Raw genomic sequence first — 22,776 nt, 5'->3', positions numbered from 1 at the left:
CATGGGCTTTAGTTGATTGATGGCTAGCATTTCCTAACCACCAATCACTAACCACTAACCACTGAGAAAATTATGCAATTCCGTCCTGTTAAAGAACAGCTTGATATTTTGATGCGCGGCGTGATCGATATCGTCCCGCAGGATGAACTCGAAAAGAAACTCCAGAAGTCTTACGAGACTGGCGTTCCCCTCCGCATTAAGATGGGCGTGGACCCCACTGCACCGGACGTTCACTTCGGTCACACCGTCGTGATGCGCAAACTCCGTCAGTTCCAGGACCTGGGACATACCGTAGTTCTCATCGTCGGTGACTACACCGCTCAGATTGGTGACCCCAGCGGCCGTAACAAGGCTCGTCCCCGTCTCACTCACGAACAGGTTCTGGAAAACGCCAAGGAATACCAGGAACAGTTCTTCAAGGTAGTGCGCCGCGACCAGGTGGAAATCCACTACAACGGCGAATGGTTCTCTAAGCTTGACTTCAGCAAGGTGACCGAACTCATGGGCCAGTTCACTGTGGCCCAGATGCTGGAACGCGAAGACTTCCACAACCGCTATACTGCAAATACCCCCATTAGCCTTCACGAATTCATGTACCCCATGATGCAGGGCTACGATTCCGTCGCCATCAAGTCCGACGTGGAACTGGGCGGTACCGACCAGAAGTTCAACGTGCTCCGCGGTCGCGACCTTCAGATTTTCGAAGGCATGGAACCCCAGATCGGTCTCTTCATGCCCATCCTGCTTGGTACCGACGGCAAGGTCAAGATGTCCAAGTCCATCGGTAACTATGTTGGCCTCAACGAAGCCCCCGACGTCATGTACCACAAGATCTACAGCCTGGCCGACAGCATCGTTGAAAACTGGTTCGAACTCTTGACCGAAATCCCCATGGAAGAAATCAAGCAGATGATGGCTGACGTGGCTTCCGGCAAGATGAACCCCAACGAAGCTAAGCATCGCCTGGCTATTGACATCGTCACCCAGTACTACGGCGCCGAAGCCGCGGTCGCTGCCGCCGCCAAGGAAAAGGAAGTCCACAGCGGTAACGCCATTCCTAGCGACGCAGCAGAATGCTCTGTAGCAGCCGGTTCCTACGGCGCTCTCGACCTCCTCGTTGAAGTCAAGGCCTTTGCCTCCAAGGGTGAAGCCCGCCGCATGGTCCAGAACGGTGGCGTCAAGATTGGCGGTGAAAAACTTGCTGACCCCCAGGCCCAGATCGAAATCAAGGGCGGTGACCAGATGGTTATCCAGGTGGGTAAGCGTAAGTTCTACAAGGTGAACTTCTAAGGGTGTTTTAAGGGTTTGGGTATGGCTCAAGAAATTCTCATCCTCGGTTTGAATCCCGCCTGGCAGCGCTTGTTCTTCCTGGACAAGTTTACTCCTGGCGAGGTACATCGTATTTCCAAGGTAGAGGAATACGCCTCGGGCAAGGGCATCAACTGTGGCCGCGTCCTGCAGCTGCTGGGCGGTTCGGCTCTTCTGATGCATTTCCTTGGCGACCAGAACGGTTCGCACATCTTTGATGAACTTTCCGCTTGCGGTGTTCAGCAGGCCCCGGTGTGGATCAAGGAACCGACCCGAATCTGTACCACCATCGTCAGTGCTGGTGAATCTACGGAGCTGATTGAGCCCTCTCCCGTTCTGACCGAATCCGAGAACGATGATTTCCTGCAGAACCTGAACGACTACTGGGACTCCACCCAGCGTGTGGCCCTTTGTGGAACGTTCCCCAAGGGCTTTGATGTCAATAAGATCAATTCCCTGGATTTTACCGGCAAAAAAATTTTTGTGGATGCCGTAGAAGACATCGATGCCTGGCTTGCCAAGGGCGTGGAACTGCTGAAGATCAACATGCAGGAATACTGCAAGTTGTGCGAACGAATGGGAATTCCCCTGGTCATGTCCAGCCCCCAGTTCTGGAAGATGTCCGCCACGGCGGTTTTGGAACGTCTGCCGATCAAGAACCTTGTGGTTACGGATGAGGAATCTCCGGTACGAGCCTTCAGACTTTTAGAAGGAAAGTTCCAGGGAGTCCAGATCCAGCCGCCTACAGTTCAGGTCAAGAACAGCGTTGGTGCAGGTGATTCCTTCTTTGCCGGTTGGCTGTACGCAGATACCCAGGGCATGTCTTTCGAAGACAGTCTGGTTCTTGCCACCGCAGTCGCCGCAGCCCGTTGCGAAACGGATCGTCCCTGGAATCTTAAGCTGGAACGTGTGTCGGAACTGCAGGCGTCCCTGGCCGAAGCCGTAGAAAAACTGGAGTGATTATGGAAAAGCCCGCCTTTGAAAATGTACCCTTGTTTGCCTTTGCGACAGCTATGGAATTTTCGGCGGTCTTCCCCAAGGCGTCCGCAGAATATCCCGACGCTGTCAATAAGCTGATCCCTATCGATGAATTTCCCGGCGGTGCCTACGCCTGCGTACTTGACGTCGGTGCCTTGGATTTTTCTGTTGGTCTGACAAGCATCCTCCTTGAGTGTAGACAAACTAACATTGCCATTTCTGCAGTAGTCAACGTCGGTATTTGTGGCGCATATCCGAACCGTTGTCTGAACCTTCTTGACGTGGTCCGTGTCGACGAAGACTTGCAGGGCGATTACGGCTGCGAGGAACAGGACGGTTCCTTTAGTTCCTGGGCGAAAGCTCGTCACGCCGCTTCTCCCAAACAGGCTCCGGAATCCATCCGCAACATTGTTTCCAACCTGAAATCTGTCAGAGGCGCAACCGTAAATTGCTGCACCGGTACGGAATGTACCTCCATTTTGCGTTCCCAGAAACTGGATTGCGACGTAGAGTCCATGGAAGGCATCGCCTGTTTCGCGGTCTGCGAAAAATTCCAGATTCCCGCTTTCCAGATCCGCGCCGTTAGCAACTTTGCCACATCCCGTGACAAGAGCCAGTGGAAATCCAGGGAAGCCCTAGAAAAACTGCGCGCAACCATTTTAGCGTAAAGCGAAAAGGTTGAAGCGAAACGGCTAAAGGGGGTTCGCAGGATGGAAACGCTAGCTGTTTAATTAGTAATTCATATCTTGTATCTCGTCTCTCACCCCTCATCTCTTATGCGACTTTCTCTCGGAATTTCTTCCTGCCCCAATGACACCTACATTTACGAAGCCCTGGTAAAGGGCCTTGAAGGTTCCCCTTTTGACTGGGACGTCCATTTTGCCGATGTCCAGACCCTGAACGAAATGGTCCGCCGTGGCGAACTGGACGTGGCCAAGGTGAGCGCCCAGGTTTACCCCAAGGTGGAAAAGGATTATGTCTGCCTGGGCTGTGGCGGCGCTATCGGCTATGGATGCGGACCTCTGCTCCTTTCCGCAGTGGGGGAGTCCTTTGACGATTCCCTGCCGGTAACCTTGCCCGGTTGCGACACTACGGCCGCCTTGCTGTTCCGTTTCTGGCATTCCCGAACCCGGAAAGTCCCCGCAGACCTGCGATACGCCCTATTCGACCAAGTCTATCGTTCCTTGCGCTCCAAGGAGGCTCCTCAGGGCGTTGTCATCCACGAACATCGTTTTACCTGGAAAAGGGACGGTCTGTTCCTGCTGCAGGATCTTGGTGCCTTCTGGGAACAGGAAACTGGAACCCCGATCCCCCTGGGAATTGCGCTGGCGCGAAGGGAACTCGGACCCGAGACCGTTAAACTGGTTGAAAGTGAAATCCGGAAGAGTCTGCAAATGGCCCGCTCCCGTGATACGCTCATCACCGATTTTATCAGCGAAAAGGCTCAGATCGAGGACGATTCTGTCATGGAAGCCCACATCAGGATGTTTGTCAATGACTTCTCCGAAAACGTCGGGGAACGCGGCCGGGCCGCCCTGGATCATTTGTGGACGTTGGTACGTGGTTTATAAGTTGTTGAAGGGTTTCATTTTATTGTAATATTATGTTAATGTAAACTTAATTTTACAAAATGGCGAATTTTTAGAAAAAACTTTAATTATTTTCCCTACAGCATCTTTTTTTTGGAGTTTGCTTATGAGTTTAGTGAACGATCTTGAACAGGAAGTCGAGAACTTTAAGCGCGAGTACGAGAAGTTCCAGCGCGGCAATAAGTCCGCTGGTACAAGAGCTCGTAAAGTGTTGCAGGACATAAAGAAAACCTGCCAAGAGATTCGCGTCTCCATCCAGGGGGCGAAGAAGGACGGCGAAAAGGACGAACCGGAAGCCGACGATTGACCTGGGAAAACTTCAAATGCGACCACTATCACAATATTTTTACGATAATTTTGCCCATTTTTGCGAAAATCGTTTGACTAATGGCGTTTTTGAAGGTATATTCCCATTTGAATTTTATACTTGCCCCATTGGGGGTAGTATAGATGCATGAATTTTATGTGTTCTATGATTGGAGAAACGTAGCAGTATGACCCTAAAGAAACTGGTCTTGATCACGGCCGGGGCTATGCTCTTGACTGGAACCGCCATGGCAAAGAATATCAACGTGCCTGGCGACTACCAGAAGATTGCAGACGCACTCGGTAATGCAGATGCCGGGGATACCATCCTCGTCAAACGCGGTACTTACAACGAAAACATCACCTTGGTGATGGGCGTTGTGCTTAAGGGCGAGGACCCGCTCACTACCATCATCGATGGTGGCCGTCGCGGTCCGACCGTCATGGGTACTTCTGGCGCCGAAATGTCTCACTTCACTGTGAAGAACGGCCTCGAAGGTATTCTGTGCGAAAACGCAGCCCCCTACATTCATCACTGCTACGTGATGGATAACAAGGCAACCGGTATCGGTGCTTTCATTTCCCTCCCGCATCTTCGTAATAACGTGGTGTACGGCAACCGCTGGTCCGGCATTCTGGCCTGGGGTGCTAAGTCCCTCGACGCCTATATCGAACAGAACGTTGTGCTCCGTAACGGCTACTCCGGTCTCGCTCTCAAGGGCCCGACCAACGTGATTGCCCGCAACAACATCTTCATGGAAAACCACTACTACGGTGTGTTCGCCGACCCCGCTGCCGGCCAGACCAAGGTGGAATACAACAACATCTACAAGAACTACTATCCGTTCAACCAGTTCATCAAGGTGAACCGCACTAATGTTTCCTTGGATCCGAAGTTCATGAATCCTTCGCTCTCCAAGCCGAACTTCTACTGCCAGTCCACCTCTCCGATGCTGAAGCGCGGTAAGGGCAAGCTGGACATCGGTCTGACTGCTGCCGAACTGGTGAAGGAAGAAGAAGCTGTTGAAGAAACTCGTAATCCGGATACCGATGGCGATGGCCTCTGCGATCCGTGGGTTTCCGAAGAAGGCTTCTCCGACAAGTATGCTTCTGTCTGCACCGGCCTCGACAACTGCCCCGAAGAAGCTGAAGACTTCGACGGCTTCCAGGACGACGATGGCTGCCCGGATGCAGATAACGACCGCGACGGTCTCTGCGACCCGTGGGTAGAAGCTAAGGGTATGCTGGCCAACTTCGCTCACGTCTGTAAGGGCGTTGACCTCTGCCCCGAACAGGCTGAAACTCTCAACAACTACAAGGACGAAGATGGTTGCCCGGATGAAGTTCCCCAGCCGCCTAAGAAGGTGTTCGTCCTTGAAGGTGTTAACTTCGAATCTGGTAAGGCTACGATTACTCCGGATTCCTACATCTCTCTGATGAAGGTTGTCGACATTATGGAAACCTTCACCGAAGCAACGTTTGAAATCGTCGGTCATACAGATAACGTTGGTAACAAAGACAAGAACAAGCAGCTTTCCGCAGATCGCGCTGCCGCCGTTAAGAACTTCCTTGTAGAAAAGGGTATTAACGAAAGCCGTATGGTCACCGACGGTATGGGTGACACCAAGCCTGTCGCATCCAACAAGACACCGGAAGGTCGTGCTCAGAACCGTCGTATCGAGTTCATCCGCACGGATATTAAGTAAAGGAGTAAGTGATGCGTTCTAGTTTTATTAAAACCGCAGTCCTCGGACTCACAGTAGCCAGCACTTCTCTGTTTGCAGAAGCCACTTATTCTCCGCATAAGTATCAGCAGAATGACTGGTTTGCAGAATTCGGTGGCAATACCGCCATGTACGTCAACCCGGCAGGAATTGCAGAAACTGAACAGCTGGAATTCAGCGCAGCTTTCTTCAGCTCCATCAGTGGTGAAGCTTCTCAGGAATACGTCAGCTTGACCTTCCCCATGGATTACAAGCACACTTTGGGCCTGTCTTTCTTCGAAAACGGTGCTTCCATTGATGGCGGTAAGTCCTATGGTGAATACTCCTGGTTGCTCGGCTATGCTTACAACCTGATGCAGTGTGTTGCTCTGGGTATCGACGTTTCCGTTCTTTACATCAACCAGTTCGACGATGTCAAGCACTTGACCGTCGGTGCTGACGTGGGTGTTAGCTGGAATCCCCTTGCTTCTTCTAAGTATGGCTACCTCTTGGTAGGTGTGGCCCTGCAGAACCTGGCTCAGCCGGGCATCAGCATGGAAGAAGATGGTGGCAGCTTCGTCGCTCCGGGTTTCTTCGGTGGCGATCGCGATGATGCCTACAACATCCCCAGCAACCTGAACCTTTCCTTCTTCTACCGCGGTCTCAACCGCTCTCTCGAAGCAAAGGCTGAAATTTCCCTCATCGACGTGTTCCACTCCGATACCGAAGGTGGTGACGGTGTGAACCCGGAAATGAGCTTCACCTTGACTTATTACCTGTCCTCTCATCTCGGTGTCCGCCTCCGCTTTACTAAGGAAGGCTACCCGGTTGCAGGAGCCACCGTTAACGTTAAGGATGTTAGCATCTTCCGTTACCTGGCTTTGGATCTGGAAATGTCTCACGATGACCTCTATGCCAAGAAGAATCGTGGTTTCATCTGGGCCGTGAAGATTACTTCTCGCTTCGGTGACACCCGCGAAGAAAAGATTGGTGAAGAACGTTATCGCCGCTTGAAGATCGAACCTGAAAACGACTACCGTGCAGCAATGCGTCTCTACTTGAACCGTCAGTTCCTCGAAGCTGCTTATGCTTTCGGTAAGGTTCAGACCAAGTACCCCGCATTCCACCTTGTTGACCAGGCTGCTTTCTACAAGGCAAAGTCCTTTGAAAACCTCCGTATGCACAAGGCTGCAAAGTCTGTGTACGAAGACGCTATCAAGCGCTATCCGCAGAGTGACCAACGCGCCAAGTACCACTTCCAGTTGATGAACATCGACTATAAGGAAGGCAAGTACACTGACGCTATGGCTAAGTATCAGGCAATTGCTCAGAAGTTCGGTGAAAGCGACGTTAAGGCTGACGCTGACTACGTTGCAGGCCAGATCAAGTTCGAACAGGGTCTCTATCAGGAATCTGTCGACCTGCTCGCTGCAATTCTTCCGGGTAACGCCAACTACTTCTATGCTCGCTATACCATGGGTATCGCATACAGCCGTCTCGGCAAGTTCGACGAAGCTGAAAACTGCTTCCGCGACATTACCGAACAGCCGGTTTCCAACCAGTCTGAACGCGACCTGCAGGATGCTGCTCGTGTGAAGCTCGGCCACTTGTTCTTCTCTGGCGAAAAGGCTGACATCGGTGCTGCTGCTCAGATGTATGGTCAGGTCCAGCCCGGTTCTCCGGTGTACGACGAAGCTATGCTCGGCATTGCATGGTCCTTCCTCAAGGTTAACAAGCCGAATGAAGCTATGAAGCCCGCTCAGTGGATCGTCAGCAACCTCCCGGAATCCTTCCTGGTTTCTGAAGCCTACCTCGTGATTGGTTACTGCCACTTCATGAAGAAGGACTACAACGGTGCTGTCAAGGCTCTCGAACAGGCTGAAAAGCGCACTGAACAGCCGGTTGTTTCTGTGGCTGCCCGTGATAGCGCTCGCCAGGCATACGAAGCTATGCAGGATGATTTCGACTCTGTGCAGGTTAAGGCTCTTGACCTCGCTCGCCAGCTGCCCACTCCCCGTGTGGAAAGCAAGCGTGAAGCTCTCAAGCCCAGCTTTGATAAGGCTAATGCAGCTATCGAAGACTACGCTGCATTCAACCAGAGAGCAATCCAGAGTGACCGCTTCGAATCCAACCGTAAGCGTATTCTTGATGATGCTGGCTTTACTTTGGCAACCGTTAAGACCAAGATGGGTCAGGGTGCTGGTGTATCTCAGGAAGCTCAGCAGGAACTTGATGAACTGGAGGACCTGGAGTAATCCGGGTTCTTCCCTTTTCTATGATGATATCATAGGTGGATAAGAGAACGATGAAAAAACTTTTGCTTGTTTCAGCAATTATTTGCTCCCTTGCTGGAAATTCCATTGCAGCATCTGATCCTTGTAAGGAAAAGACCGCCGAAGCAAAAAAGATGATGGCCAAGTGTAAGTCCATTGGTAAGGGCAACTCTGGCTACGAACAGTGTGCAAGTTCCTACAAGGTTATTAAGAACCAGGCAGCTCAGGCTTGCCGTTCTGGTGGCCTTGATGAAGACGGTATGCGTCAGGCTATCGCTCAGTGGGAAAAACAGGTTAATAACTGTAAGGGTAAGCAGAATGCCCGTTGCGCTTCTGCTCTCCAGCAGTTGGGTCATTACCAGTTCCAGTTGGAAGAAAAGCTCTTCCTGGACAAAAATGCCCAGTATGAAGAAGATGTTGCATGGTGCGCAGACCGCGATAACAAGCCGGCTAAGTGCGCTAACATCGATCAGCTCCCCAAGGCCGACCACCAGAAGTCCTTGGGTTACTTCCTGGAATACATCGACAAGTATCCCAACGAAAGCAAGACCCCGACCGTGATTTACCAGGCTGCTGCAGTGCAGGAAGCTTCTGGCGAAGACGACAAGGCTTACAAGCTTCGTATGCGTCTTGTTGAAAAGTTCCCGGATAACGGTCTCGTTCCGAAGGCTTGGCTCCGTATTGCGGAATACCACTTCATGAACCGTAAGTTCCGTGACGCTATCAATGCTTATAAGAAGGTGACTGGCTTCGACAACCTGACCGGTAAGGAAGCCGCACTTGCCATGTACCACTTGGCAGAATCTTACTATAACACTGCAGAATACGAAACTGCAGCTATCAAGTACTTTGAATACATCATTGGCGCTGACAAGGGTAAATACCCTGCTGACTTGCGCGCAGAAGCTATGGACTTCATGGCAGCCTCCTTCTCTGACTTGGAAGGTGGTGGTGTCCAGGAAGCTGAAGCTTTCTTGAAGGACAAGAAGGTTCCGTTCAAGGATTCCGTCTACTACCGTATCGGTATGAAGAATAAGGACCATGACCGTAACGAAGAAGCTGTCCAGTCCTTCAAGCGCTTGATGAGCATCAACCCCGACTATATCGACGCTCCTCTGGCTGACATCGCTATGATCGAAATCTTGATCATCCAGCAGAAGTTTGAAGAAGCTCAGAAGCATCGTTACACTGTCGTGAAGCGTTATGACCGTAACTCTTCCTGGTACAAGAAGAACCAGAAGTATCCGGAATCTGTGAAGAACGCTGAAACTGCAATCCGTGGCGCTATGCTCGACATTCCGCAGTACCACCACGCTCGCGCTGCTAAGCTCACTAAGGAAGGTGACTTGGAAGCCGGTAAGAAGCAGTATGCAGAAGCTATCAAGGCTTACGAAGCATTCTTGGCTCGCTACAAGAAGGAACCGACCTGGGATGAATACAAGGTCCACATCAACTTGGCCCTCGTTTACCAGGAAATGGCTCAGTATGCTAACGCTGCTAAGATGTTCAACTGGATCGTTGACACTGATACTACCCGTTATGGCCGTCGTCCCATGGGTTCTGAAGCTCTCCTGAAGAAGGAAGAAGCAGCCTATAACGCCGTGCTCATGATGGATCAGTCTCGCGAAACTGCCAAGAAGAACAAGTATGGCGATGACGCTGTCAAGGCTTACAAGTCCGAAGAAACCAAGGCTTACTTCGCTCAGGTGGATAAGTACATGGCTAAGTTCGGTCAGTACAAGGAAGCCGCAGAACTCGCTTACAACGCATCTATCGTTCATTATGATGCAAAGCAGTTCAAGACTGCAGTTGTGGTGCTCCGCGATCTGAAGCAGAAGTTCCCCAACCATCAGTACATCTTGCTCATCAGCCGTATGTTGGCTCAGTCCCTCCTGGAATCCAGCCAGCTGGATGACGCTCTGAAGGAATTCGAATGGCTCTTTGTTCAGTACACCAAGGTCAAGGAAACCAGAAATGACTCCATGGCCAAGGAAATCGAAAAGGCTATCGCTTACGTTCTCTTCCAGATGGCTGAACAGAGTGTAAAGCAGGGGCAGTTCGAAAAGGGTGCTCAGGCTTACCTGGCTCTCGTGAAGCGCTACCCGCTCATCGACATTGCTGATAAGGCTGTGTTCGAAGCTGCAGTTGCATATGAATCCGCAAAGCAGTTCACCAAGGCTTCTGAAACCTTCATGATGCTGCCCAAGCAGTATGCTTCTTCTCCGCTCACCATTAAGGGCATTGTCCGTGCTGGTGACGCTTACAAGAAGGAAGCTGCAACTAAGAAGAACGACAAGAAGTACTACGATCAGATGTACCGTAATGCCGCTCAGACCTATTTGTTCATCACCAACAACTTCCCGCAGGATTCCATGGCATTCATGGCTATCGGTTCTGCTGCTCAGGTCTATGACTCCATCGCTGATAAGAAGTCCGCTGCTGTCACCTACGAAATCGCCTACAAGCGTTATCCGAAGGATGAACGTACTCCGGGTTACCTCTATAGCGCATGCTTGAGCTATGACGAAGCCAAGATGGTTGATGAAGCTATCCGTTGTAACAAGGACCTGGTCCGTGATTACCCGAAGAGCTCCTACGCTCTGGATGCTGCATTCTCTATCCCCATGGCTTATGCTAACGCAAAGAAGTGGGATCTGGCTGCTAAGGAATACCACACCTTCATCAAGCTGTACACCGAAGACAAGGAAAAGCTGATTGCTGCTTACATCGGTGCCGCTCGTGCTTACATGGAACTGAAGGAAGAAGACAAGGCAATTGCTGACTACGATGCAACTTTGAAGAACTACGATAAGTTCGGTCTTCAGATCAAGAACGCTGATCCGGGTGTTCCTGCTGAAGCTGCCTACTACCTCGGTGAACATGAATACAAGAAGATGGAACCCATCGTCCTGAAGGGTAAGGATAAGGAAAAGGCTAAGATCATCAAGCAGCTGGTGGACATCCTCCAGAAGGCTATGGGTCACTACTCCAAGTCTGCAACCTACGCATCTGAACGCTGGACCTTCCGTGCTACCAACCGTATGGGTATGCTCTTCGTCACCATGGCTGCTAAGATCCGTGAACAGGAACTGAACGGCAAGAAGGAAGACGAACGCTTTGCAGAACGTATCGGTATTGTTCAGCAGCTGCCCAGCTACTACGAACAGGCACGTCCCATCTTCCAGAAGAACATCGACCTCGCTCGCGACCAGGGCTTCTACAACCAGGACGTGATCGAAGCTGAAGAAGGCTATATCGAAATGTACTACCAGGGTTGCGCAGTCTTCGTTGAAGTTGCCGATGCCTTTGCTAACTCTCCGCTCCCGGACTCCGCCTCCATCGTGAAGGAATACGTGGAATACGAAGGTATGGCTAAGGAAGACGCTGTTGAAGCTGTGCATGAAGACCTCGAAGCATACCGTGAAGAACTGAATACCCGTTCTGAAGGTGCTAAGGATCTTGCTAAGCCCCAGTGCGCTACCGGTATTAAGGCCTCTGCCCACTATGGTATCGACAACCAGTGGACTGCCAAGCTGTTCGAATTGCTCAAGAGCCTCGACGAAAACGACGAAGCTCTCAACACCAAGATCGAAAAGTTTGACCCGTCTACTCTGTTCTCTGATCCTGCCTACTTCAAGACCAAGGCTCGTATCGAACAGATTTCCAAGTCCGAAGTCATGACTCCGGAAGAACAGATTGCTACTTACCGCGATATCATCAAGGAAGCTAAGGCTGAAAGAGAAAAGCTGATGGCTGAACTTGCTGAATTGAAGAAGAAGCTTTCTCCGGTTCCGACGACTACCGGTGCTGGTGCTGCTGCAGGTGCTGCTGACGCTGACGAAGCCGGCTACTAGCGGTAAAAACAAATTTACGGGGAACCTTGTTCATAGGGTTCCCCCTATTTTATTTGAGAAAAATGGCGTTTTTAGCTCAGTAAACTAAGTTTTACCCAATTATTGTCCCATATTTCTCAAAAAAAATTAAATATGAACAAAGATTTTTCAAAATAAACCAAAACACTCAATAAAGGAGTACTCTAATGTCTAAAATGCTTCAATCCTTCAGCCCTGAATCCGATGGTTGGCAGTTCATGTGGATCATCTTGGTCGTCTTCCTGATCGGCCTTGGTTTCTCCATCGAACGTTTTGTCTACGTCTTGCTCAAGAGCTCTAAGGGTCGTGCAAAGTTCCTCGCTGATTTCGGTAAGCTGATCTCTTCTCAGCAGTATGATCAGGCTCTGAGCCTCGCCAATGCTACCAAGCTCCCCATCGCTCGCGTTATGGCTGCAATCGTTTCTACCCGTAACGGTGGCCGCGAAACCATGACTGCTGCTTGCGATGCAGTGTTCCTGACCGAAGCTCCCCGTCTGACTCGCTACGTTTCCATCATCTCCGTTATGGCTTCCATCTCTACCTTGCTCGGACTTATGGGTACCATTTACGGTCTGATCTTCACCTTCGACGCTGTTGCTAACAAGCCGGCTTCTGAACGTGCTAAGGCTCTTTCTGACGGTATTGCTATCGCTATGGGTACCACTCTCCTGGGCCTTCTCTCTGCAGTGCCTCTTCTGGTCATCGTTGGCCTCCTGAACATGAACTCCGAACGCCTTATCCAGGAAATGGAAGAAAAGGGCCTCAAGATTATCAACTCCCTCGCTTAATCGCCTAGGATTAATAATTAACTGGAGTTTAAAATATGTCAAGACAACTTAAGAAACCAGCAAAGCCTGAAGAACCGGATCTGTTGCCGGCCATGGGCTTGTTCACGATTCTGATTCCTATGCTGTTGTCTATGGCTGCCTTCTCCAAGCTGGCTATCGTTGAAGTCAATCTGCCGGAACGTTCCATGATGCAGATGGACAACGATACACCTCCGGAACCGGACCAGCAGGCTTTGAACTTGTCTCTGGCTATTACCGACAAGTACCTCGTTATTGGTGCTCGCGGTGGTTTCCAGCCGAATGTCTACTTCAAGGAAATGTGGACGTTCCGTTGCAAGTCCGATGCTAAGCTGATTACCCATTCTCCGGATGATGTTAAGGCAGCTGTCGAAAGCGGTCATGGTCCTAAGTGTAAGGATGGATCCGAGATGAACGTAGAGAAGTATCTCTATGAAATCGAGAGCATCGAACTTTGGGCTATCAATAAGGAATCTGAAGAAGATCCCGGTAAGGTTATGTGGGCTGTTTACACCAACGGCGGTACTGCTGAAGAAGCCGTTGCTGACAGTGCATACGTAGATGGTAACAACAATTTCCTCATGGCTCCGGGTGAAGGCGCTCTTGGTCTGAATCCGCCGTCTACTCTGAGGAAGCCGGGCGCAGGTGCTGATCTTGCTACCCTCACTCCGAACTCTGCTCGTAAGCTGAAACCGGATGTGGCTGCAAAGAACATGATCTACCCGCTGTCTGCATATGATCTGATTGCTAAGGACCTTATCCAGATTCATACTCAGTTCATCGACCTTGATGACGTGGACAATATTATTATCGTTGCTAACGATGATACTCAGTTTGACAAGATCATTCAACTTATGGACCGTGCTAAAGAAGCCGGTTTCAGCAAGATCAATCTTGCTAAGTTGGGAGGTTAATCATGGCTAGAAAAAGTCGTAAATACGGTGAAGAAGTCCCGTTCTCAATTACGTCCATGATGGACATGATGACCATTATTCTGGTGTTCATGATTAAGAACATGGACGCAGAAGGTCAGCTCTTGACTCAGGCAGAAAACTTGATTCTTCCGGTTTCCACCTCTCGTGTGCAGCCGAAGGAAGTTTCTCTGACTGTCGTGGTTGACGCAAACTATGTGATCGTTGATAACGCTAAGATTATCCCGACCGACGACGTCTTGAAGCAGGAAGACCTCCTGGTTGCTCAGGTGGACTCTGTGCTGAAGGAACGCCGCGCTGTTGAACAGGAACATGCCCTCAAGCAGGGCCTGCCTGCCGACGAAGCCGGTCACATTGTTGTGCAGATTGACAAGAACATCCCTTACGATGCAATGTATAAGGTTATGGCTACTTGTGGCTTTGCCGGTTACACCAATATTGCATTCGCCGTGATGGAAAAGAACGGCGGGGAGGAATAACATATGGCAAAGACTAAAAAGGCAGCTCCTGCTATTGATCCGTTAGTAGCGTCCCTGATGCCGGAATCCGATAAGAAGATGGGTGCCATCGCAGGTATCTCTCTGGTTGTCGCTTTGGCAATATGCCTTTGGGCTTCCATGTACGAACAGGTTGTGGATGAAGTCGTGTTCGATGACTCCGCAGCTGCTGATCTTACTGCTTCTATGACCATCGAAGAAAAGAAGGAAGAGAAGAAGGAAGAGAAGAAGAAGGAAGAACCCAAGAAGCCTCGTAAGAAGGCTGGTGGCGGTGGTAAGCCCCGTGGTAAGGGTCAGCCCAACGCTCCCCAGACTCGTGGCGTGCTCAAGCTCCTCACTGCTCAGACCAAGAATGCAAGTGCTGGTGCCTACGACCTTATGAAGAACCAGAAGTTCTCTAAGGACATCGATAAGGTGCTGAAGGACGTTGCAGGTCTCCAGACTACTGGTAAGACTGTTCTCGGTGGCCGTCGCGGTAAGGCTGATGGTGGCTTTAACGAAGGTTACGCTGAAGGCGGTTCCGGTGGTATCGGTGACGGTCTTGCAGGCCTCCTTGGCGGTGGTGGCGGTGGTATCGCTACTAAGTCTAAGGGCTCTATCAAGACTCCGTCTGAACGTGATATCGATATGGGCGCTGGTGGTGGTTCCCGTTCTGCTGCAGACATCATGAAGGTTGTCCGTCAGCGTACTCCGGGTCTCCGTCACATCTATAACAAGTTCCTGAAGAAGAAACCGGGATTCCAGGGTAAGGTTACCTTGAAGTTCACGATCGCTCCGGGCGGCGAAGTTATCAGCATCTCCATTGCTTCTTCTACCACTGGTTTCGGCGAATTTGATGGTGAAATCAAGACCGCTGTTAGCCGTTGGAAGTTCAGCAAGGTTAAGTCCGGTAACACCACTGTGACGATTCCGTTCACCTTCTCTGAATAATTCTTTTTCTGAAGATATTTCAGTAGAGATTGAAAAAGGTCCAGACTGCAAGGTCTGGGCCTTTTTCCTTTATGCTATTGGGCGAAAAAGACTTAAAGGGGGCAAAAAAAACGCAATTGTTTAAATTTTTATTGCGTTTTACGTTTAATAAAACTAACTTTATTGCAGAAATTTCAAGAGGAGTTTTATAATGAACTTAAGAACTGCTGCTGTTGTTGGCGCCGCTGTTGGTGTCTTTGGCGTTGGTTCCGCCTTTGCAACTTATGCTCGTGTAGAATCCATGGGTAAGAATACCACTTACATTATGGATGATGTGAGCATTTTTGATAATGCTGCTAATGCAAATCTTTATTCCAACTATTTGATCGGTGGCTTCGGTGCCTATACCGACATGAACGTTACCGCAGGTGGCAATCATGATCCTCAGCACCCGACCTTCGGTGGCATCTTCGCGGTTTCTTTCGGCGATGACAACAATCCGGATCCGAAGTTCACGATCGGTGGCCTTTTTGGCCGTATCAACACTGACTTGGCTATGTACCTGCCTGCTTATGTGCAGGAAGGCGACAATGCTTTCTACAAGGTTCCTGAAACCGTGACCAACTTTGACGGTTTCCTTGGCGGCACCTTCTCTAGCGGTGATGCATGGGGCTTGCACATTTACATCGCTCACCAGGATGGTGGCGATCTGGATGAAAGCGGTACTTATCAGCCGGATACTGAAGCTCATGCTTCTGTCGTTCAGGCTGACGGTGGCTTGAATATCCAGACTTCCGGTGGTACTTCTTACGAAGCTTCTTTCGGTTTGGCTCGTGTTCAGTATGGCCCGGGTCACTATGACTTCTTCGAAAATGGTGACTTTACCTTCTTGGCTAAGGCTCGTGCATTCTTCACTCTCGAAGCAATTGACGGCGAACTGGTTCCTGCAGTCTCTATGAAACTTGCTCAGGCTCCGGGTATCGATGACAAGCGTGCTCAGGGCGGTCTCGGTATTAACGTCGCTATGGACCGCGGTTTCTTCTGGATGGGTGTTGACTTCATCTGGAATCAGCTGAAGGCTCATGACTACTATTACAGCAACGACAAGAAGGCTTGGGTCTATGACTCTCGCTACGAAGACGATCCTGAATGGGACAAGCGTTCTGATATCGGCGGCAAGATCAGCTTCGGTATTGAACGTAACATCTGGTGGGATTGGTTCGTGATCCGCGTTGGCGGTCAGAAGTCTATCCTGTACACCGAATGCGAAGTTGCTGAAAAGGGCAAGCACAAGGGTAACGGCGTTTGCAAGGACGATGGTTCCTTCTTCACCACCAATCCTCTTGCTGATGGCTCCAATGACGACCATGTTGGCTTCGGCTTCGGTATCAACATCGAAGAAAAGCTGAAGATCGACGTTACTGTCGCAGAAGACCTGCTGTTCCGCAACCCGTTCCAGGGTGAAGGTCGCATCTTCTCTCGTCTGGACGCTACCTACTCCTTCTGATGAGATGCAAAGGGAGGGCCTGCCCTCCCTCTGGACTCCCACCCGTCATTCGGGTGTGAAGAGCTTGCCATTTGGCGGCTCTTTTTTTGTTTGTTTGATGTTTCTTTTTTTGAGGGGCTTTTCTATTTTAGGGGTGTAACTTCTTACGTTTTTTAATTTTATGAAAAAGTTAGCGATTTCCTTTTTGACGTCCCTCCTATTCCTGGTGCTGGGTTGCTCTGAGCCTACAGACCGTATTGAAAATAAATTAACTCCGTACTTGCAGGAGGACCTGAAGTTCATGGTGGCCGAAACGATCCGGTCGTCGGGTGATAAGTCGGCCTTGATGGAAGAGCCGTACTATCGCGTCAAGGATTTTCGTTTGTTCGAAGGGGCCGAGTCCCGCATTTATGCGGCTTATGCCGAAGTGGATTTTTTCATCTACAAGGATATTGCCATGCATGAAAAGCGCAAATACAGGTATGATGTACATACCCGCAAGTGGGATCGCTATCTGAAAGTGCTGAAATTCGGTAGGGATACGATTCCCGATTGACACGCACTGTTTTTCTCTTAATTATATTTGCTGCGTTAAGTTTCATTTTTTTATAAGAAGGGCACAACTTTGTTCGGTCTTTTTTCTTGCGATATCGGTATTGACCTGGGTACAGCAAATACATTGGTCCATGTAGCTGGCCAGGGCATCGTCATTAATGAACCTACGGTTATTGCGGTGGACAGCAAGAATAACCGTGTTTCCGCCATCGGTTCCGAAGCAAAGAAGATGCTCGGTAGAACTCCGGGCGAAAGCCGCGCCGTACGCCCCATGCGCGATGGCGTGATTGCAGACTTTGAACTGGTGGAAAGCCTTCTCCAGACTTTCATCAAGCGTGTTCAGAAGTATCCGCTGTGGATGGTTAAGCCCCGCGTTGTGGTTGGTGTTCCTTCCGGCATTACCGAAGTGGAAAAGCGTGCCGTGATCGACGCTGCCAAGCAGGCTGGTGCCAAGGAAGTGCATCTGGTTCACGAACCTATGGCTGCCGCCGTGGGTATGGGTATTCCTGTTGAAGATCCCGTGGGTAACATGATCGTGGATATTGGCGGTGGTACTTCCGATATCGCTGTTATCGCCTTGAATGGTACTGTCTGTAACGCTTCTGTTCGCGTTGGCGGCGATGAAATGGACGAAGCCATTGTCCGTTACCTGCGCACCATGTACAACCTTTGCGTTGGCGAAAGCACTGCCGAACAGATCAAGATGCAGATCGGCTCTGCAAGCCCCCTGGAAGAAGAACTGACCATGGAAGTGAAGGGTCACGACTTTATCGCCGGTATGCCTCGCACCATGACCATCAACAGTGCTGAAATCCGCGAAGCCCTGAACGAACCTGTGACTGCTATCGTTGAAGCTGTCAAGCAGGCTCTGAGCATTACTCCGCCGGAACTTTCTGCTGATATCTACGACAAGGGCATTATCATGACTGGTGGCGGTTCTCAGCTTCGCGGCTTTGACGAACGCATCCGTCAGGAAACAGGCCTTTCTGTGAATGTGATCGACGAAGCTCTCATTTGCGTTTGCAAGGGTGCCGCCCGCATTCTGGAAGACCTGGACAAGTATCGTCCGGTCCTGATTGCCTCTTCTACCTAATAACAGAATCTTGATCGATGCTTAGGGCTTTTCGCTTTATTATCGACTTGTTCACTCAAAGGCATGGCGTTGTCGCCTTTGCCTTTTTTCTCGCTTTGGGGCTGCTGATGAGGCAGTCTCCCAATTCGGTGCGTCAGAGTGTCGTTTCGTCTGCTTTAGGTTCTGTATTCTATCCGGCTCAGCTGGCTGTGTCTTCTGTGAACGCCTATCGTTCCCTGGCAGACGAAAATGCCCAGCTGAAATCGGAAAATGCAAGGCTCCGTCAGGAGACCTACCATGCCCGCGAAGGCCTGCAGGAGTTGGCCCGACTGCATACGCTGGTTCGGTTTGACGACAAGTGGGATTTCCCGATCGTGACATCCCGCGTGGTGGGGCATAATCCGGGGCGTTTCCTTACGACTCTGGTGGTGAACCGTGGAAGCAAGCATGGCGTAAAGGAGAACATGCCTGTGTTCTCTATGAATGGACTTGTGGGTAAGATAACCAAGGCTTCGATTACGCATTCAAGAGTTCAGTTGCTTGTAGATCCAAACCTTAAGTTGTCTGTAATGGAGCGCCGCACCCGCGTCGTGGGCTTCCTGGAATCCATGGATGGCCATGTGCTTACGGCCATGGTGCCTGCCCATGCTGGCGTCAGTGTTGGCGATACTTTGGTCACATCGGGCCTTGGCGGTATCTTTCCTAAGGGGATTCCCGTGGGGACGGTTAAGCAGGTTAGAAAGTCTGACCTGGATGTAATGCGTCAGATGGATGTGGAACCGTTCCAGGAGTTCTCTACTCTGGAAGAAGTTTTTGTGATGGAAAAAGATCCGGACTGGGAAATAAAGGAGTTGCTCGATGAAGAACCTTAGGTGGTTTAGTCTCCTGATCCTTTTCGTGGTTACGTTCGCTTTCCAGATTACGGTGGCGGACTGGCTTTCCATTTTTGACGTGGGTCCGGATTTTGTCATCATCTTTATTGTGGCTGTGGCTATTAAGTGCGGTCCCGCTGCAGGTTGTTTCTGGGGATTCCTTGCCGGTTTCACTCAGGATGTGTACGCTCCCATTGAATGGCTTGGTGCTCATACCATTTCAATGACGGTTATCGGCTTTGTGGTTGGACAGCTGGAAGAACGATTCCTGTCTTTGAACATGCCTGCAAAGATTGGCGTGCTTGGACTTTCGTGCTTGATTTGTGACGGCATTTATTTTGCCATTACCGGACTCTCAAAGGAAATCGTTACAAATTTGTTCTTGACGTTCTCCTTGCCGGGTTGCGCTTATACCATGCTGATTGGTAGCATTTTGTTCTACCTGGATGTAGGCAAGAAGAAAAAGCATGCTTAATGGTGCTTCGGAAAATGAGGTTGTGCAGAACAGGAACCTCCATGTATTGATTTACATGGCTGGTGTGGTATTGCTGTTCTCGGTTTTGCTTTTCCGACTGTTTTCGTTGCAGTATACCCACTACGATGAAAATTTGCAGCGTTCCGATAACAACCGTATCCGTAAGGTGGAACTGGTTGCGGAACGCGGTTACATTTACGACCGCAACGGTGAAGTTCTTGTTAGAAATCGTCCGTCGTATCAGATTTCGTTGCAGGCGGTGCAGATGCCCCGCAAGAAGGATCAGCGCGATTCTGTCTTGAATCGTCTGCTGAGAATTCGAGACAAGTCAGGCGAACGTCTTTTCGACTCCCTTTCGCTGGATACGGCGTTTATGAGGTCCCGCTGGATTAAGACCCGCCCCATCCGTTTGCTGGAAGACGCCTCGCCGGAACAGGTTTCTGTGATTGAGGAGCATGCGTCGGAATTGCCTGGCGTGGTGACCTTGATTGAATCCCGCCGTGAATACCCCTATGGAACGCTGGCTTCCCATGTGCTGGGGTATACCAACGAAATTTCTGAAGATCAGCTGAAGTTGCCTGAATACGCCGATTATTCCCAGGGTGACCGTATTGGTCAGAAAGGGCTTGAACAGGGGTATGATAAGGAATTCCGTGGAAAGAACGGTGTAAAGCTTGTTGAGGTGAACGCTTCTGGTCGAGAGGTGGGCGTTGTGTCTAGTGGTGGTGAGCTGGCTCCCGTACCTGGACTGCACCTGGTTTCTACCATTGACTTGCGTTTGCAGAAGGTGGCCGAAGCCGCCATTCCCGATAGCGCCAAGGGGGCCCTGGTGGCCCTTGATCCCAGAACTGGCGAAATTCTTGCCATGGTCAGTTCTCCGCGACTGGACCCGAACATTTTCTCGTTGAAGCGTCGCGAACGTAACAAGGGCTGGGCTCATGTGGCTCTGGACTCTATGCGACCCTTGACTAATCGTGCCATTTCTGGTACGTATCCGCCGGCTTCTGTCTTTAAGCTGGTGACGGCTGGGGCGGGGCTTGAACATGGTGTTTTGACAGAGAACAAGTATTACCCGAAATCCTGTACGGGTGGGTATCAGTATGGCGTCCGCTATCAGAAGTGCTGGGGAACTCATGGTGCCCTGAATGTGGTTCATGCCATCCGTCTTTCCTGTGACGTATTCTTCTACCAGGCTGGTTTGGAAATCGACATGGAGCGTATTAACGAATTTGGCCGACGTTTTGGTTATGGTGAAAAGCTGCTGGGTATTGATATTCCCGGAGAACGTGCTGGCTGGCTTCCGGATTCGGCTTCCTTCAACGTTCGTAACAAGAGGGCTGGCTGGCGTTGGGCTCGCGGCTTGATTTTGAACTTGTCTATCGGTCAGGGCCAGATTGTGACTCCGCTTCAGCAGGCTGTTTTTGTGGGCTCCCTGGCTACGGGAAAGGGCGTCTATAGGCCTCACTTTATGAAGGAACTGCGGGACGACAAGGGTAACGTGGTGCGCCGTTATGAGCCTGAGGTTGTTCGCCCGGGCAACATGAAGCCTTACACTCATCGCATTTTGATGAACGCCATGGATTCTGTGGTGAACCATCCCGGTGGAACGGGTAAGCGAGGCGCTCTTCCTAATGTTCGCGTGGGTGCGAAGACTGGCTCTGGCGAATGGAAGAAGGGCGAGAAGACTCATGCCTGGTATGCGGCGGTTGCCCCTCTGGATGCCCCGGAAATTGCTGTGGCTGTCATTATGGAAGCTGCAGGCGGCGGTGGTTCCGTTTCTGGACCTATAGCCAAGAAGGTCTTGGAAGCTTACTTTGAAAACAAGAAGCTCGATGAAGGAATTGTGGAGGAGGAACCATGATTTCAAAGCGTTTTGTAGATCATTCCCTTAAGTTTGACTGGCTTTTCATCGTGCTGGTGCTGGCCCTGATGGGTTGCGGCATTACTTTGGTGTATTCTGCGACAGTGTTTGAAGAAGTCCCCCTGAAGGATGCTTTCTGGTTTAAGCAGATTGTTTATTTCTTCTGCGGAATTATTATGGCGGGAGCGTTGGTCTTTGTCCGTATTGACTGGCTGAAGCGTGCGGCGGTTCCGTTGTATGTTGTTTCGCTGATCCTCCTGGCGGTGGTTCTCTTTTTTGCTGGCGATGTGGTGAAGGGTGCGGGTCGCTGGATTGACCTTGGTGTCTTTAAGCTTCAGCCTTCCGAGTTTGCGAAGATTGCCTACCTTCTGACAATTTCCTATTGGCTTTCTAGACATCCCGTCAGCTTGCACAAGGTGAAGACTTTTGCGGTCCCCTTTGCCTTGTTCATTGTGCCTTTTGGCCTTGTGTTGAAGCAGCCGGACTTGAGTACCGCCCTCGTTTTTATTGCGGTGACTATGGTCGGTTTCTTTTTTGCCGGGCTTTCCTTTGCCGATGTTTTCTTGATTGTGAGTCCGCTGCTGTCGGTGTTGTTTTCCCATTCCCAGTCTATACAGTTTGAGGTTCTGTGGGGACTTCTGATTTGTGCGGTCGTGTTTACCTTGGTTCGTCGGAAATTGCCCAAGATTTTGACGGGGTTGTTCCTTTTTGCAAATATTCTGGCTGGGTATGCAAGTACCATGGCGTGGAATATGCTGGAGCCTCATCAGCAGAAGCGTGTGAATACCTTCCTGGATCCAATGAGTGATCCCCTGGGGGATGGTTATCAGGTGCTGCAGTCCTTGACCGCCATCGGTTCCGGAGGCGTATCCGGTAAGGGTTTTGGTAACGGAACTCAAACCAATTTGGCGTTCCTGCCCGAAGAACATACCGATTTTATTTTTAGTGTTCTTGGGGAACAATTTGGTTTCGTGGGTTGCGCCTTTGTCCTGGTTCTTTATGGTTTGTTCCTGTGGCGTGCCACGTCTATTTGTAAGCGTTCGGCGGATCCGTTCGTGACTTTGATGGTGATGGGAGCTTCTACGATTTTCCTGTTCCATATTCTTGTGAACATCGCCATGACCATAGGCCTTATGCCTGTGACCGGGCTTCCCCTGCCGTTCCTTTCTTATGGTGGGTCTTTTGCCTTGACTTGCATGGTGCTGGTGGGATTTTTGCTTTGCCTGCGTTACCAGGGAAGCCGCCGATAGTTTGACTGAAATTTTTTGTAAATAAAGTTTTT

General features: G+C 50.5%; 19 protein-coding genes. All 19 read left to right on the top strand.

The annotated features are described in order from the left end of the window. Window positions 1-72 precede the first annotated feature (72 nt). The 19 genes from tyrS (at window position 73) to rodA (ending at window position 22,744) form a co-directional block, all read left to right on the top strand. Window positions 73-1,290 carry a tyrosine--tRNA ligase gene (tyrS, locus tag MMG03_RS03685; RefSeq protein WP_073158523.1) on the top strand — a complete coding sequence of 406 codons (1,218 nt, stop codon included), beginning with the start codon at window positions 73-75 and terminating at the stop codon, window positions 1,288-1,290. A 21-nt stretch (window positions 1,291-1,311) separates the two neighbouring features. Beyond that, window positions 1,312-2,268: a 1-phosphofructokinase family hexose kinase gene (locus MMG03_RS03680; RefSeq protein WP_249505635.1), complete on the top strand. Its 957-nt coding sequence runs from the start codon at window positions 1,312-1,314 to the stop codon at window positions 2,266-2,268. A 2-nt stretch (window positions 2,269-2,270) separates the two neighbouring features. After that, on the top strand, window positions 2,271-2,954 hold the full coding sequence (locus MMG03_RS03675; protein ID WP_249505634.1) for a futalosine hydrolase: 684 nt from the start codon (window positions 2,271-2,273) through the stop codon (window positions 2,952-2,954). A gap of 108 nt (window positions 2,955-3,062) precedes the next feature. After that, window positions 3,063-3,857 carry a 1,4-dihydroxy-6-naphthoate synthase gene (locus MMG03_RS03670; RefSeq protein ID WP_101479863.1) on the top strand — a complete coding sequence of 265 codons (795 nt, stop codon included), beginning with the start codon at window positions 3,063-3,065 and terminating at the stop codon, window positions 3,855-3,857. Between the two features lie 124 nt (window positions 3,858-3,981). Then, the gene (locus MMG03_RS03665; RefSeq protein WP_073158531.1) at window positions 3,982-4,182 is read left to right on the top strand and encodes a hypothetical protein; all 201 of its coding nucleotides are present in this window, start codon (window positions 3,982-3,984) and stop codon (window positions 4,180-4,182) included. 187 nt (window positions 4,183-4,369) lie between these two features. Further along, the gene (locus MMG03_RS03660) at window positions 4,370-5,887 is read left to right on the top strand and encodes an OmpA family protein (protein WP_249505633.1); all 1,518 of its coding nucleotides are present in this window, start codon (window positions 4,370-4,372) and stop codon (window positions 5,885-5,887) included. An 11-nt stretch (window positions 5,888-5,898) separates the two neighbouring features. Continuing rightward, window positions 5,899-8,139, top strand: coding sequence for a tetratricopeptide repeat protein (locus MMG03_RS03655; protein WP_249269422.1), 2,241 nt, complete (start codon window positions 5,899-5,901; stop codon window positions 8,137-8,139). Window positions 8,140-8,189: 50 nt separating this feature from the next. After that, a complete protein-coding gene (locus MMG03_RS03650; RefSeq protein WP_249269421.1) occupies window positions 8,190-12,011 on the top strand; it encodes a tetratricopeptide repeat protein in 3,822 nt (1,273 codons plus the stop codon). 185 nt (window positions 12,012-12,196) lie between these two features. Next, window positions 12,197-12,817 carry a MotA/TolQ/ExbB proton channel family protein gene (locus MMG03_RS03645; RefSeq protein ID WP_073158584.1) on the top strand — a complete coding sequence of 207 codons (621 nt, stop codon included), beginning with the start codon at window positions 12,197-12,199 and terminating at the stop codon, window positions 12,815-12,817. A gap of 35 nt (window positions 12,818-12,852) precedes the next feature. Continuing rightward, a complete protein-coding gene (locus MMG03_RS03640; RefSeq protein ID WP_073158587.1) occupies window positions 12,853-13,749 on the top strand; it encodes a biopolymer transporter ExbD in 897 nt (298 codons plus the stop codon). A 2-nt stretch (window positions 13,750-13,751) separates the two neighbouring features. Next, window positions 13,752-14,246: a biopolymer transporter ExbD gene (locus MMG03_RS03635; protein WP_073158597.1), complete on the top strand. Its 495-nt coding sequence runs from the start codon at window positions 13,752-13,754 to the stop codon at window positions 14,244-14,246. A 3-nt stretch (window positions 14,247-14,249) separates the two neighbouring features. Then, window positions 14,250-15,194, top strand: a complete 945-nt coding sequence (locus MMG03_RS03630) for an AgmX/PglI C-terminal domain-containing protein (RefSeq protein ID WP_073158600.1) — start codon at window positions 14,250-14,252, stop codon at window positions 15,192-15,194. Between the two features lie 190 nt (window positions 15,195-15,384). Beyond that, window positions 15,385-16,680 carry a hypothetical protein gene (locus MMG03_RS03625; RefSeq protein WP_073158603.1) on the top strand — a complete coding sequence of 432 codons (1,296 nt, stop codon included), beginning with the start codon at window positions 15,385-15,387 and terminating at the stop codon, window positions 16,678-16,680. Window positions 16,681-16,840: 160 nt separating this feature from the next. Next, window positions 16,841-17,215, top strand: coding sequence for a hypothetical protein (locus MMG03_RS03620; protein ID WP_073158605.1), 375 nt, complete (start codon window positions 16,841-16,843; stop codon window positions 17,213-17,215). Window positions 17,216-17,284: 69 nt separating this feature from the next. Further along, on the top strand, window positions 17,285-18,307 hold the full coding sequence (locus tag MMG03_RS03615; RefSeq protein WP_073158607.1) for a rod shape-determining protein: 1,023 nt from the start codon (window positions 17,285-17,287) through the stop codon (window positions 18,305-18,307). A gap of 17 nt (window positions 18,308-18,324) precedes the next feature. Continuing rightward, window positions 18,325-19,158 (top strand): rod shape-determining protein MreC, encoded by an 834-nt coding sequence (mreC, locus tag MMG03_RS03610; RefSeq protein WP_073158609.1) that lies wholly within the window; start codon window positions 18,325-18,327, stop codon window positions 19,156-19,158. Continuing rightward, on the top strand, window positions 19,145-19,633 hold the full coding sequence (gene mreD, locus MMG03_RS03605; protein WP_073158611.1) for a rod shape-determining protein MreD: 489 nt from the start codon (window positions 19,145-19,147) through the stop codon (window positions 19,631-19,633). The genes mreC and mreD overlap by 14 nt, the downstream gene beginning before the upstream one ends. After that, on the top strand, window positions 19,626-21,494 hold the full coding sequence (gene mrdA / locus MMG03_RS03600; protein ID WP_249505632.1) for a penicillin-binding protein 2: 1,869 nt from the start codon (window positions 19,626-19,628) through the stop codon (window positions 21,492-21,494). Before mreD ends, mrdA begins: the two co-directional genes overlap by 8 nt. Further along, the gene (gene rodA / locus MMG03_RS03595) at window positions 21,491-22,744 is read left to right on the top strand and encodes a rod shape-determining protein RodA (RefSeq protein WP_073158617.1); all 1,254 of its coding nucleotides are present in this window, start codon (window positions 21,491-21,493) and stop codon (window positions 22,742-22,744) included. The genes mrdA and rodA overlap by 4 nt, the downstream gene beginning before the upstream one ends. Window positions 22,745-22,776 lie beyond the last annotated feature (32 nt).

The sequence above is a fragment of the Fibrobacter sp. HC4 genome (assembly GCF_023373925.1).
In the GTDB taxonomy this organism is placed as follows: Bacteria; Fibrobacterota; Fibrobacteria; order Fibrobacterales; family Fibrobacteraceae; genus Fibrobacter.
Note: the sequence above shows the minus strand (reverse complement) of the source record. Positions and strands in the feature narration are given on the sequence as shown.

Bases quoted from the DNA above. Each gene is read 5' to 3' on its own strand.
- MMG03_RS03675 (WP_249505634.1), top strand. From the start codon at position 2,271: ATGGAAAAGCCCGCCTTTGAAAATGTACCCTTGTTTGCCTTTGCGACA.
- MMG03_RS03620 (WP_073158605.1), top strand. From the start codon at position 16,841: ATGAAAAAGTTAGCGATTTCCTTTTTGACGTCCCTCCTATTCCTGGTG.
- MMG03_RS03680 (WP_249505635.1), top strand. From the start codon at position 1,312: ATGGCTCAAGAAATTCTCATCCTCGGTTTGAATCCCGCCTGGCAGCGC.
- MMG03_RS03640 (WP_073158587.1), top strand. From the start codon at position 12,853: ATGTCAAGACAACTTAAGAAACCAGCAAAGCCTGAAGAACCGGATCTG.
- MMG03_RS03670 (WP_101479863.1), top strand. From the start codon at position 3,063: ATGCGACTTTCTCTCGGAATTTCTTCCTGCCCCAATGACACCTACATT.
- mrdA (WP_249505632.1), top strand. From the start codon at position 19,626: ATGCTTAATGGTGCTTCGGAAAATGAGGTTGTGCAGAACAGGAACCTC.
- MMG03_RS03630 (WP_073158600.1), top strand. From the start codon at position 14,250: ATGGCAAAGACTAAAAAGGCAGCTCCTGCTATTGATCCGTTAGTAGCG.
- MMG03_RS03625 (WP_073158603.1), top strand. From the start codon at position 15,385: ATGAACTTAAGAACTGCTGCTGTTGTTGGCGCCGCTGTTGGTGTCTTT.
- MMG03_RS03635 (WP_073158597.1), top strand. From the start codon at position 13,752: ATGGCTAGAAAAAGTCGTAAATACGGTGAAGAAGTCCCGTTCTCAATT.
- MMG03_RS03650 (WP_249269421.1), top strand. From the start codon at position 8,190: ATGAAAAAACTTTTGCTTGTTTCAGCAATTATTTGCTCCCTTGCTGGA.
- mreD (WP_073158611.1), top strand. From the start codon at position 19,145: ATGAAGAACCTTAGGTGGTTTAGTCTCCTGATCCTTTTCGTGGTTACG.
- mreC (WP_073158609.1), top strand. From the start codon at position 18,325: ATGCTTAGGGCTTTTCGCTTTATTATCGACTTGTTCACTCAAAGGCAT.
- MMG03_RS03645 (WP_073158584.1), top strand. From the start codon at position 12,197: ATGTCTAAAATGCTTCAATCCTTCAGCCCTGAATCCGATGGTTGGCAG.
- MMG03_RS03665 (WP_073158531.1), top strand. From the start codon at position 3,982: ATGAGTTTAGTGAACGATCTTGAACAGGAAGTCGAGAACTTTAAGCGC.
- tyrS (WP_073158523.1), top strand. From the start codon at position 73: ATGCAATTCCGTCCTGTTAAAGAACAGCTTGATATTTTGATGCGCGGC.
- rodA (WP_073158617.1), top strand. From the start codon at position 21,491: ATGATTTCAAAGCGTTTTGTAGATCATTCCCTTAAGTTTGACTGGCTT.
- MMG03_RS03660 (WP_249505633.1), top strand. From the start codon at position 4,370: ATGACCCTAAAGAAACTGGTCTTGATCACGGCCGGGGCTATGCTCTTG.
- MMG03_RS03655 (WP_249269422.1), top strand. From the start codon at position 5,899: ATGCGTTCTAGTTTTATTAAAACCGCAGTCCTCGGACTCACAGTAGCC.